The following is a 14,220-nucleotide window of genomic DNA, read 5'->3' as shown; positions in this document are numbered from 1 at the left end:
GTACCCCGATAATGTCAATAAAGAAAATTATCTCCAAAGAAACCATATCAAAATCCATAGAAAATCAGCCTGAACCTCATGGGTTTGTGGGTATTTACTTGATTGATATATACCTAGTGTATATCGCGGTAATTTCGGTTATTTCCAGTATAATGCTTTATATACCGTTTTTATGACTTTTTTTGAAAATGGTAATGGGTATATTCATTGAGCTTGCTAATCAGAGAGTTATGTGTTTTTGAAAATCATATACGTCCTGTATATAACCAAAGTATTACCAATGTAATGGCAATGTATTACCATGTGATTACCAGTATAGGCTTGTATGCAAATATGAAAATTTGTAAAAAAAATGGCTAATTTTTAGTCTAAAAAATATGTCGAATATCAGCCATAAAACCCCTTTTGTTCATAACCATTTAGAAGGAGCCATATTGAAAAAACGGCGATTCTAGCGTTTTGGAGGGGGTATTTTGCAGAACCGACGTTTAGATAAACCAATATGGCTTGGCGGTTTTTATTAGTTATTATCTTTGGATGTTTTGTGGTAGGCACTAATTTTTACACCTCGATGGCGTAGGTATTTGTAGAGGGTCATTTTGGAAACCCCGATTTCTTGGGCAATGGCGTTGACCCCGAGTTTACCTTCTTTGTAATAGGCTTCGGCTAAGATGGCTTTATTGATTGCTTCCTTGGTCATACCCGCTCGACGCCCTCCTTTTCTTCCTCTGGCCCTAGCTGCTTCTAAGCCTGACTTAGTACGTTCGCGAATGAGGTCCCGTTCAAACTCAGCAAAACTGGCTGAGATATTAAAAAACAACCTCCCCTGGGGAGTCGTGGTATCAATGGCGTCGTTGATGGAAAATAAGCCAACCCCTTTTTGGTTGAGCAAGGCAACAACGTCGAGTAAGTGCTTCAGCGAGCGCCCGAGTCGGTCGAGTTTATAAACGACGACGACATCACCTGTGCGAACAAAGTCAAGCATTTTCAAAAGTTCAGGGCGATCCGACTTGGCTCCTGAAGCCGTTTCGGTGAATACATGTTCACAGCCAGCTTTGGCGAGAGCATCGGTTTGTAAATCGAGGGATTGGTCTTTGGTACTGACGCGGGCGTAACCAATTTTCATAAATTGTATAGTTAATATGGATAAAATTTAAAATTAACTATACTTTGATAAATAGACAATAACTATTGACTTTTTTGGGCAAAAAAGGGCATTTGACCTAGAAGCCAACGAAATGGGGAAAGAGTATATTTAAACGGGGGTTTGTTTGGACAAGTATTTTTGTAAGAAAGGCACCTCTCCAAACAACAATTTATTTCAAAATCAAAATCGCTACCTATAATTGGGGATTGGCTTAGAGGAGCAGGGTACAATGTTATAATTCTACAAATAGAAAAAAACAGCCCAATAAGTATAGACTTACCCGACTGTTTTTTCTATTCTAAATGTAATGCTTAATTGGCCTTTACTACTTTGAGAATAGCTTGCTGGGTATCAGTTACCACTCTCAAGAAATAGATTCCAGCTGGTAATTCACTGATGGCAAACTCTTCTTGGTGGGTATTGGTTTCGGGGGTAAACCGACGTTCTAATATCCTACGACCCGAAGCATCCGTAAATGTTGCATGTACCTCTTTCCCCTTATTGTCTTGGGTTTTTAGATGAAGAATTGTTGCTACAGGATTGGGGTAAACAATAAATGCTTCTTCTTGCTTCTTAGTCGTATTTGATTCATCTGACAAGCCATTTGGAGCAATTCTACCGCTTGGGGGAGTAAAAATTGTAATTTTTTTGCTTACGATAGCTTCACAGCCGTCTTCAGGAACAATCATTTCTATTTTATATTCTCCTGGTTTTTGAGCACTAAAAACTAGCTGATCTGTACCCTCATAATCAATTTTTAGCTCTGAAGATACTCGCCATCTTACAGGTATTGATGGTGTTAGATTGACTGCATAAATTCGTTCACCTACCAAGCCAACATAAGACATGGCGAAGGTGGCGGTCGTTTTTACATCAATAATCGTTACATTAAATACATCACTAGCCTTGCAACCAAGTGCGTTGGTCACTTCGACCTTGTACTGACCTGGCTGACCAATTGATGCTACAGGAGTTGAAAGTAGCTTACCATCGGGAAGTGTCCAACTGTACGCTTTTGCGTCGGTCTGTGTAGCATTAACTTCAACCTCCGAACTAGCACAAAACAGCAAGTCATTAGAAACCTCAATGGTATATGCGTTTTCTGGTTCTTTAATTTCAAACGATTTTGTTACTCTACATCCTCTCGAATTAGCTACGGTCGCAGTATAAATACCAGCGCATCGTTTTGTGATTTTTTGAGTAGTCGATCCATTTTGCCAGCTAAATGAGTATGGATTTAAAGCACCTGTACCAGTAATTTTCACCTCTAGTTCGCCTTCGCAATTGCCCTTACAAACTAGGTCTTTTTTAGCTACCAAATTAATTGAAAAATCAAACACCTCTTTTAGTCCAACTGCTGCTTCGCCATAACAACCATTTCTATCTTTAATGATGGCATAATAGTTACCTGCTTCAAGGTTACTTAAATTAGGTCCTGACAAGCCCTTATTCCAAGTGATTGTGTAGGGGGCTACTCCACCTTCAATGTTGACCAACTCAATTCCCCCCGTCTTTTGATTTTTACACTGTGGCTGTATCGTACGGAAATTGGCGTAGATACTTGGTGTAGGGGTGAGTTCTAGTTCGAAAGTTGCCGAAATATCATTTTTATCCGTAACCTTCACTACATAAATGCCACTTTCTGCATTTTTAATAGTAGCTTCATTTGTATTTAAGTCAACAAGTTCTTCATTGTTTTTTCTAAACCATTGAAGCTTATACCGTTCTGAGAAAGCACCTGATTCTGAAATTGGTACACCTCCTTTAATATCTGCTCCGATTTCACCATCTATTTTACCCGCACATGAAGGCTTCTTAAACACAATTGAGGTAGCCATTAATTTATCTGGTTGTTTTAAGAAATACGTGTAGTCAACCCTACAACCTTTCTTATCCGTTGCCAATTCGTAATTATTATCAGTTACTGTCACCATATAATTTCCGCCAACAGCTGATGAAGATTGAATGGTAAAATCAGTTCCTGAAGCCGTTGTAGTAACATTGTCAAATGGAGTGCCGTTCACCTGCCAGGTGTTTGTGTAATAACCTGATGGAGAAGTTCCCCCTTTTACGACTAATTGTAGTTTACCATCTGCCAAGCCAAATCCTCGTGGTGAGGTGGCTTCTACCAAAGAAACTGTCAGTGGCGTTAGTGGTTGTTTTATAGTTACTTCTTGGGTTGGCGACACACATCCATTTTTATCCTTACCCGTGATTTGGTAGGTGCCTGCTTTCAGCGATGATACTTCGTTGGTCAAGCCTAGATTTACTCCCGTTGCAATATCATTTCCTCTCACTGAAACTTCCATTGGCCACGTGCCACCACTGATATTCACTCTGATTTTTCCATCTTTTCCGTCATAGCAAAGTATATCGGTTACATCAGTGCTTACTTGTAGGGGCTCGGGACCATTTACAAATTGATACGTTTCTCTGGTACATCCATTTTTATCAGTTACTCTTACTGATATTCCCCCTCTTTGGAAGGTTGAAATCTGAAATGTAGTATCTCCCGTACTCCAAAGATATTGATACGGAGCAACTCCACCGATAGCCGTAACTACAGCTGTTCCATTTTTAGAATCAAAACATTTTTCGGCAGTAATATCAGTAGTAAGCGTTAAGCTTTGAAGAGGTTCTTCGATTTTAAAAGACTCGACCTTTGAGCACCCCAACAAGTCGATCACTTCAACGGTGTAAGTACCTGCCATACCAACTCTAGTGCTTCCCATGAAACCGTCAGACCATAGATAATAAAACTGTAGCGGATCAGTTCCTCCGTTAGCACCAGTTGCCTTTAGTTCGATAAGGCCAGCATCCCCTTTACAGGGTGGACTTACAATTTTTGATACAATGCTTATTGAACTTTGGGGCTCTTTGACCACAGCTTGAGAATCTACTACACAGTTATTAGCGTCGGTTAATTTGACAGAATAAGTACCTGCTACTAAATTTTCAATTGTTTGGTTAGTTGACCCGTTGCTCCATAAATAAGTATAAGGGGCTGTTCCTCCAAAAGAAAAAGAGGTTAACTGACCGTTGGCGCCGCCTTTGCAAGTAACATTACTTTGGAAAATTAATTGTTGTAGTTTCTCTTGGGGTTCTGTAATAGTAACCTCCATCGTTTTTGAACAGTTGGTAGCGTCAGAAACTGTTACCCTATATATTCCTGCCCGTAATCCCGTAACTGCCGAAGTTTTAGCCCCATTGCTCCACAAGTAGGTATAAGGAGCCGTTCCTCCAGTTACGCTAAGAAGAATTCTACCTGTAGCTTCAGAGGTACATTTCACATCTACAATGGTAGGTGTCAATACCATCTCCGTTGGGCTCACTATAGTTACTATTTTCGCCGTAGTGCATCCTTTAGCATCTTTCACAGTTACGGTGTACTCCCCTGCTATGGCGTTGGTTAGTTCGGGGGTAGTAGCTCCGTTGCTCCACACGTAGGTATAGGGGCTTATTCCACCCGTCACGGCCACCGTGGCACTTCCTGTGCCACCAAAGCATCGGATTTGACGCACATCGGTTGTGAGTACCATGCGCGTTGCTGCGTCAGGTTCGGTGATCGTGATAGAAACTGTCTGTTGGCAATTATTGGCATCTTTGACCGTGACGGTATAAGTGCCTGCTGCTAAGCCCTTGGCCGTACTGGTCGTACTGGTGATGCCTCCGCTCCAGGCGTAACTGTAAGGGGCTGTTCCGCCGCTTACGGCTACGCTGGCCGTACCGTCGGTACTACCGGCACAATTGGCCGCAGTACTACTTGGAGTTAACACCAACGCCGCTGGCTCGGTAATGGAGATTGAAACCATCTGTTGACAGTTATTCGCATCCTTTACTGTTACTGTGTATGTACCTGCCGCTAAGCCTGTGGCTGAGTTGGACGTACTTGTGATACCTCCATTCCAAGCATAAGTATAGGGAGCCGTGCCACCTGTTACCCCAATGCTCGCCGAGCCATCGTTGCCGCCTTTACATTTGACGGCTACAACCGTCGGAGTTAGTACCATTCCTGCGGGCTGAACAACCGTAATGTTAGTGCTTTGTTGACAGTTATTAGCATCTTTGACTGTTACGGTGTAAGTGCCTGCGGCCAAGCCCGTGGCGGTGTTGGTCGTGCTTGTAATGCCATTGCTCCATACGTAGCTGTACGGCGTCGTGCCACCACTCACACTCACGGTGGCCGTACCGTCGTTGCCGCCGTTGCATCTGACGGTAGTAGTAGCCGATGTCAACACCAACGCTACTGGCTGGTTCACCGTGATGGTTAGCGTTTTTTGGCAATTGTTAGCATCTTTGACGGTGACCGTGTACGCTCCTGCGGCCAAGTCCGTAGCGATGTTAGTTATACTGGTAATGCTTCCACTCCAAGCGTAGGTGTACGGTGCCGTACCGCCACTGACACTCACGCTGGCGATTCCATCCTTTGCTCCAAAACACTTGGCAGGTTCGCTTGTAGCAGTTAGCTCCATACCCGTAGGTTCGCTGACAGTGATGGTCATGCTCTTTTGGCAACCATTGGCATCTTTGACCGTAACCATGTAGGTACCTGCGGCTAAACCCGTCGCGGACTGGGTGGTGCTGGTAATACCCCCACTCCACGCATAGGTATAAGGTGCCGTTCCTCCATTGACACCAACGCTGGCCGTACCGTCGTTGCCGCCGTTACATTTAACCCCTGTACTGACCGAGCTCAACGAGAGAGCCAAAGCAGGCTCGCCTACACTCACCGTGGTTAACTGTTGGCAACCATTGGCATCTGTGATTGTGACTGTGTAGGTACCTGCCGCTAAACCCGTTGCGGTTTGGGTGGTGCTGGCAATTCCACCACTCCACGCATAGCTATAGGGAGCGGTTCCCCCACTGACACTTACACTGGCCGTTCCGTCGTTACCGCCTTTGCATTTAACATTTTCACTACTGGTAATAGCGCTCAAAGCAGTTGGTTCAGCCACACTCACTAGAGTACTCTGTTGACAGTTGTTGGCATCTTTGACTGTCACGGTGTAGGTACCTGCGGTCAAGCCCATGGCGGTGTTGGTGGTACTGGTAATGCCGTTACTCCACGCATAGGTGTAAGGTGCCGTTCCGCCACTTACGCTGACGCTAGCCACTCCGTCGCTCCCCCCTTTGCACTTTACCGTTACGCTTGTGGAGACTAACGTAAGTGCCTCGGGTTCAGTAACACTGATATCGATGCTTTTTTCGCAGCCATTTACATCTTTTACTAAGACCGTGTAGGTACCTGCCGCCAAGCCAGTGGCCGTGGCGCTGGTGCTACCATTACTCCATGAGTAGGTATAAGGAGCTTCTCCTCCATTTACTGTTACACTGGCTGCTCCGTCCTTTCCTCCTTTACACTTAACCGCCACTGTGCTTGATGTTAAGGTAATAATTGCTGGTTGGTCAATGGTAATTTTAACACTTTTCTCACAGTTGTTGGCATCTTTTACTGTCACCGTGTAGGTACCCGCTGGCAAGCCTGAGGCTACATTGGTGGTGCTGGTTACTCCTTTGTCCCACGAATAAGTGTAAGGACTTACACCACCGCTCACAGTGACCATTGCCGTACCGTCGCCACTGCATTTTACGGCAATACTGCTTGGAACCAACACTAATGCTTCGGGTTCACTGACCGTGACTGTACTTGTTTTTTGACAGTTATTGGCATCTTTGACTGTCACCGTGTATGTGCCTGCTACCAAGCCCGTGACCGTAGCGCTGGTGCTGCCATTACTCCATAAGTAGGTGTACGGAGCTGTTCCACCACTCGCGCTCACCGTGGCTGTCCCATCTGTCCCTGCTTTACATTTAACTGATGTGCCACTCGAAGCCAGCATCAATACAGTTGGTTCGGAGACGGTGATGGCGATGCTGTTTTGACAATTATTAGCATCTTTGACGGTGACGGTATAAGTACCTGCTGATAAGCCCGTTGCCGCATTAGTGGTGCTGGTAACTCCTCCGCTCCAAGAATAAGAGTAAGGCGCTATCCCACCGCTGACACTTATGCTGGCGGTTCCGTCGTTGCTGCCGTTACATTTGACCGCTATGCTGCTTGGGGTTAAAACAATCGCTGAAGGTTCGGTGACAGTGATGGCAATATTCTTTTGACAATTGTTAGCATCTTTGACGGTAACGGTATAAGTGCCTGCTGATAAGCCTGTTGCTGCATTAGTCGTGCTGGTAATTCCGCCGCTCCAAGAATAAGAGTAAGGCGCTATCCCGCCACTGACACTTACACTGGCGGTTCCGTCGTTGCCGCCTTTGCATTTGACAGGCGTGCTGCTTGGGGTTAATGAAATCGTGGTTGATGCACCAACAGAAATCACAATACTCTTCTGGCAGTTGTTGGCGTCTCTGACGGTCACGGTATAGTTTCCAGCGATTAACCCTGTTGCAGTGTTTGTCGTACTGGCTACTCCACCACTCCAAGCATAGCTGTAAGGCGCTGTTCCACCGCTTACATTGACGGTAGCAGTTCCATCATTACCTCCGTTACATTTAACAGCAGTAGCTGTTGAGGTCAAGGTGAGGGTAGTTGCTGGTTCGGCTATGGTTATAATCGCGCTTTTTTGGCAGTTTTTGGCATCTTTGACGGTCACGGTATAAGTTCCTGCGGTTAACCCTGTAGCCGTGTTGGTAGTACTGGTAATTCCGCCATTCCACGAATAAGTGTAAGGAGCAGTACCACCGCTGACACTTACGCTGGCAGTTCCATCATTCTCTCCTTTACACTTTACAGATGTATTGTTCGGGGTTAGTACGATTAGCGTCGGCTCCGTAATGGTGATAGCAATGCTTTTTTGACAACTATTAGCATCTTTGACGGTGACGGTATAAGTACCTGCTGATATGCCTGTGGCGGTATTGGTGGTGCTGGTTATACCCCCACTCCACGAATAGGTGTATGGACTCACGCCGCCGCTGACACTTACGCTGGCAGTTCCGTCGTTGCTGCCGTTACATTTGACCGCTATGCTGCTTGGGGTTAAAACAATCGCTGAAGGTTCGGTGACAGTGATGGCAATATTCTTTTGACAATTGTTAGCATCTTTGACGATGACTGTATAAGTACCAGCCACTAAACCAGTAGCGGTGTTTGTAGTACTGGTAATGCCTCCGCTCCACGAATAGGAGTAGGGAGCAATTCCTCCACTAACACTGATACTTGCTGTTCCGTCGTTTCCACCTTTGCATTTGGCTGGGGTGCTGCTTGGGGAAAGTACAATAGGAGTTGGGGCACCAACAGAAATTACGACGCTTTTTAGACAGTTGTTCGCATCTCTGACGGTCACAGTGTAGTTTCCAGCGACTAAGCCTGTCGCAGTATTAGTAGTGCTAGTTATACCACCACTCCAAGTATAGTTGTAGGGGGCTGTACCACCGCTTACATTGACAGTGGCTGTACCATCATTACCAGCGTTGCATTTAACAGCAGTAGCGGTTGAGGTTAAGGTGAGGCTAGTTGCTGGCTCGGTGACGGTGATATTAATGCTTTTTTGGCAGTTTTTGGCATCTTTGACCGTGACGGTGTAAATTCCTGCGGCCAGCCCCGTGGCGAAGTTAGAGGTACTAGTAATACCGCCACTCCATGAAAATATATAGGGTGCAGTTCCTCCAGTCAAACTAACAGTGACCGTACCGTCGTTGCCGCCTTTACATTTGGCGGGGCTACTGCTTGGGGTGAGTACAATCGCCGCAGGTTCAGTAACGGTGATGGATATACTTTTGGTACAATTGTTGGCATCTTTGACTGTGACTGTGTAGGTGTTCGCGACTAAACCTGTGGCGGTATTGGTGGTGCTAGTAATGCCACCACTCCACGAGTAGGTATAAGGAGCGACGCCCCCGCTGACGGTGACAGTGGCGGTTCCGTCGTTGCCTCCGTTGCATTGGATGGCTGTACTGCTCGATACCAAACTCAGCGCGTCGGGTTCGGTAACAGTAATGGCTATACTCTTGGTACAATTATTAGCATCTTTGACCGTGACGGTGTAGGTGCCTGCCACTAAACCTGTGGCGGTGTTGGTGGTGCTAGTGATACCGCTGCTCCACAAATAGGTGTACCCCCCCGCGCCTCCACTGGCAGTGACGCTGGCTACTCCGTCGTTTCCACTTTTGCATTTGACAGGGTTGCTAATTGGTACAAGTGCGATGGCGGCGGGTTCGGAAATGGTGACCGAGGCAGTTTTGATACAGCCGTTGGCGTCGGTGACTTGCAGGGTGTTGCTTCCTGCGGGTAGGTTATTGGCCGTTAGGTTGGTGTTTCCATTGCCCCACAGGTAAGTGTAAGGGGCACTTCCACCCGACACATTTCCCGTCGCGATACCGTCGTTGGCACCGTTACAACTGATATTGGTTGGGGCAGGAATGGTGACAGTGAGCAAGGTGCTAGGTTCTCCAACAGTGATTGTAATGCTTTTTTGGCAGTTTTTGGCATCTTTGACCGTGACGGTGTACGTGCCTGCGGTCAGTCCCGTAGCTAAATTGGAGGTACTAGTAATACCGCCACTCCATGAAAATATATAGGGTGCAGTTCCTCCAGTCAAACTAACGGTAGCCGTACCGTCGTTGCCCCCTTTACATTTGGCGGGGCTACTGCTTGGGGTGAGTACAATCGCCGCAGGTTCAGTAACGGTGATGGATATACTTTTGGTACAATTGTTGGCATCTTTGACTTTGACTGTGTAGGTGTTCGCGACTAAACCTGTGGCGGTATTGGTGGTGCTAGTAATGCCACCACTCCACGAGTAGGTATAAGGAGCGACGCCCCCGCTGACGGTGACAGTGGCGGTTCCGTCGTTGCCTCCGTTACAGTTGGCGGCTGTGCTGTTTGGTATCAAAGTCAGTGCATCAGGTTCGGTCACTTCTATGGCAATGCTTTTGGTACAATTATTAGCATCTTTGACCGTGACGGTGTAGGTGCCTGCCACTAAACCTGTGGCGGTGTTGGTGGTGCTAGTGATACCGCTGCTCCACAAATAGGTGTACCCCCCCGCGCCTCCACTGGCAGTGACGCTGGCTACTCCGTCGTTTCCACTTTTGCATTTGACAGGGTTGCTACTTGGTACAAGTGCGATGGCGGCAGGTTCAGAAATGGTGACCGAGGCAGTTTTGATACAGCCGTTGGCGTCGGTGACTTGCAGGGTGTTACTTCCTGCGGGTAGGTTATTGGCCGTTAGGTTGGTGTTTCCATTGCTCCACAGGTAAGTGTAAGGGGCACTTCCACCCGACACATTTCCCGTAGCGATACCGTCGTTGGCACCGTTACAACTGATGTTGGTTGGGGCAGGAATGGTGACGGTTAATAAGGTGCTAGGCTCTCCAACGCTGATGGTAACGCTTTTTGAACAGTTGTTGGTGTCTTTGACGGTGACGGTGTAGGTGCCTGCGGTTAGTCCCGTGGCGGTATTTGTGGTGCTGGTAATACCACCATTCCACGAATAGGTGTAAGGGGCAGTTCCGCCGCTTACAGTTACGGTAGCCGTACCGTCGTTGCCGCTTTTACACTTGGCAGGGGTGCTGCTGGTAGTAAGTATGACACCCGCAGGTTCTGTAATGGTAATGGCCATACTCTTGGTGCAATTATTGGCATCTTTGACCGTGACGGTGTAGGTGCCTGCGGTCAAGCCCGATACCATGCTAGTAGTATTCGTAATTCCTCCACTCCACGAGTGACTATAGGGAGCGGTTCCTCCATTTACCGTAACGCTTGCAACTCCATCATTGGCTCCGTTGCAACTTATATTTGTACTACCTGATGATAATAACAGTTCGTCTGGTTCAGTAATAGTAATATCAATGGTCTTTTGACAATTTTTAAAATCTTTAACCATGACTGTATATACACCTGCTGATAAACCTGTTACGGAACTGGTTGTACTGCCATTACTCCATAAGTAGGTATAGGTTCCTGTGCCACCGTTCACGGTTACACTTGCCGTTCCATTATTTCCTCCAAAACAAGTAACAGCCGTAGTGCTTGGCGTAATAAAAAGGGCGGGTGGTTCTAAAAATTCAATCTCAGCCGTTTTGATACATCCATTGGCATCGGTTACTTGAAGTGTATGATTTCCTGGCCCTAAGTTTGTTGCTAAAAGGTCAGTACTGCCATTACTCCATAAATACGAGTACGGACTAACTCCTCCTGTCACTTGACCAGTAGCTGTTCCGTTGTTAGCTCCATAACAACTAATATTGGTTGAATTGGCAATACTAACAGTTAGTAAAGTTGATGGTTCGCTGACAACAATCGTGATACTTTTTTGGCAATTATTAGCATCTTTCACTGTAACTGTGTAGCTGCCAGAGGTCAAGCCTGTTACCGTGTTGGAAGTGCTCGTTATTCCATTACTCCATGAGTAAGTGTACGAACCTGTACCTCCGCTGGCAGTTACAGTTGCAGTTCCATCATTACTTCCTTTACATTTTACAGGAGTACTGCTTGAGGTAAGTGCCAAAGGTGTAGGTTCTGCTACTGTGATAGTGATACTCTTTTGGCAGTTATTAGCATCTTTGACGAGTACGGTATAAGTCCCCGCTGTTAAGCCAGTGGCTGTATTGGTGGTACTTATACTGCCACCACTCCATGTATAGGTATATGGCTCCGTTCCGCCATTGACAGTGACACTAGCCGTTCCATCAGTTCCTCCGTTACAAGTAACAGCCGTGGTGTTTGGGGTTAGAACGAGTGCTGAGGGTTCAGTAACAGTTATGTTGATATTTTTTTGGCAATTATTGGCATCTTTGACGGTGACAGTGTATGTTCCTGCGGTCAGCCCTGTGGCAGTATTTGTCGTACTCGTTATTCCTCCGCTCCATGAGTAAGTGTATGACCCCGTTCCCCCACTTGCTGTTACGGTCGCTGTTCCATCGTTTCCACCAAAACACTTTACCGTAGTGCTACTTGGAGTTAGTACAATAGCCGCAGGCTCCATAATCGTAACTGAAGCACTTTTAATACAGCCATTAGCATCGGTTACTTGCAGCGTATTGACGCCAGCGCCCAAATTAGTCGTCGTTAGGTTGGTAGTACCGTTGCTCCACAAATAGGTATAAGGAGTATTTCCCCCTGATATTTGACCAGTAGCTGTTCCATTATTAGCCCCAAAACAACTAATATTGGTTGAGTTAGCAATGCTTATAGTCAATAACGTAGCGGGTTCATTAATCGTGATTGTAATACTCTTCTGGCAGTTGTTGGCATCTTTGACGGTAACGGTATAACTACCTACGGTCAGCCCTGTGGCAGTATTGGTGGTGCTTGTTACGCCCCCGCTCCAGGTGTAGGTATAGGAGCCTGTGCCCCCACTTACGGCTACAGTCGCTGTTCCGTCGTTGCCATTTTTACATCTAACTGGCGTGCTGCTTGGTGTCATTACGATAGCCGATGGTTCTGTGATGGTAATGGCGACGCTTTTCTCACAATTATTAGCATCTTTGACGGTAACGGTGTACGTTCCTGCGACTAAACCCGTAGCAGTATTGGTGGTACTTGTCACTCCCCCGCTCCATGAATAAGTGTACGTACCTGTTCCACCGCTTACATTTACGGTAGCAGTTCCGTCGTTACCACCGTTACATTTTACGGGCGTATTACTTGGGTTTACTACCAAAGCTGGAGGTTCGGTAACCACTACACTACTCGACTTCACAACTCCACTCGCATCCGTAACCGTGACGGTATAGTTGCCTGCTGTGAGTCCTGTTATAGTAGCGGTATTTCCACCATTTGGCCAGGAGTAAGTGTAAGGCGGCGTGCCTCCTGTGGCATTTACCGTTGCAGTCCCATTGTTACCACCATTGCAAGTCACAGCTGTGCTACTCATGGTAAGGGTAGCACCACTACTGATGGTAATGGTGGCTTTATTACTTATTTTATCCGCTGAACAGGCACCTGCTCCTTTTACGATTACATCATAATCGCCGGCATCTGCTACTATACTGTTTACTATTGTGTAACTGCTGTTTACTGCTCCGTTTATGTTAACTTCATTCTTTCTCCATTGGTAGCCTATACCATTAGAAGCGGTTACGGAGAGGTTTATGTTTGCCCCGGCCAGCACAGTCTGTGATTGTGGGTGTGCTGAAATTGAAATCGAATTACTTTGAAGAATTGCAACTTGACTCTCTCTTACTATATTAGGACAAGGCCCTCCGGAATTAGGGGTACAGCAACCATCACCGTTACTATTTGGGGACTCTGAGCCTGAACATATCCATCGATCGTACGTACATTTTAATTTGTACACATCTCCGCATTGAGGAGTAATAAGGGGCGAAAGTTCGGTTGAAAAAGCCACCCCATTTTTTTCCCAACTAACTGCACCGTAACAATTATTTACTCCCAAACGCGTAGGTAGGTTGGGAGTTAAGGTTTCATCAAATTGGGTTGTATAAATAGAAACATACGGGTAGGGCAGGTTACGTTCTTGACTGGTCTGACCAAAAGAAATTTCTGCAGCATCACTTACGGTTTTCTCATATTCAGTACAGTATGCCTTAAACTTGTGATAAGGTTGATAAGACAGTTCAGCATGACCATTGTCCCCAATTACCTGCAAATAAGCTCCTTCTGCAACTACATGATTTCCTGACAACCATTTTACATCCCCGTAACAACCCTCAGCTTTAAGCAACTCACTGATTCTTCCATCTCCATAATCTGAGACACTATAGCTAACACTAGGAGTAGGTGATTTCTCGGCATTAGATACCGTAAATGTAAGAGTACGATAATCTTGATCGACACCAATCCAACCATCACATTCAAAATAGTAGCTATACTGTCCAACTGTTGGTTGTGAAACAACAAAAGTTTCTCCAATCCCTACAAGCTCTTGGTTGGAATTAAACCATTTTACTTGTCCGAAACACCCATCTGAATGAGTTATTTGAACGGGTGTATTTGGCCTTACATTAGTTGAACTTATCATTCTTTGACCTCCCCACCCAGGAATTTTCTGGGCATTGATTTCCCCAAGAGGTAGGAGTAAAAAGGCTACCAGTACACCTAACCATAAATCATATAACTTTTTCATATCTTCTCTTCGTTTACACATGTTCTTCTA

Annotated in this window: 2 protein-coding genes; both read right to left on the bottom strand. The window is 46.0% G+C overall.

The window, feature by feature from the left end; genetic code table 11:
- Positions 1-520 precede the first annotated feature (520 nt).
- Positions 521-1,126, bottom strand: coding sequence for a recombinase family protein (locus DTQ70_RS30360; RefSeq protein WP_028523400.1), 606 nt, complete (start codon positions 1,124-1,126; stop codon positions 521-523).
- A 332-nt stretch (positions 1,127-1,458) separates the two neighbouring features.
- Positions 1,459-14,190, bottom strand: coding sequence for a T9SS type A sorting domain-containing protein (locus tag DTQ70_RS30355; protein ID WP_164490308.1), 12,732 nt, complete (start codon positions 14,188-14,190; stop codon positions 1,459-1,461).
- Between the last annotated feature and the right edge of the window lie 30 nt (positions 14,191-14,220).

Origin of the sequence: Runella sp. SP2, assembly GCF_003711225.1 — a bacterium.
GTDB lineage: Bacteria > Bacteroidota > Bacteroidia > Cytophagales > Spirosomataceae > Runella.
The sequence above is the reverse complement of the archived record's forward strand: the minus strand, read 5'-3'. Positions and strand labels throughout refer to the sequence as shown.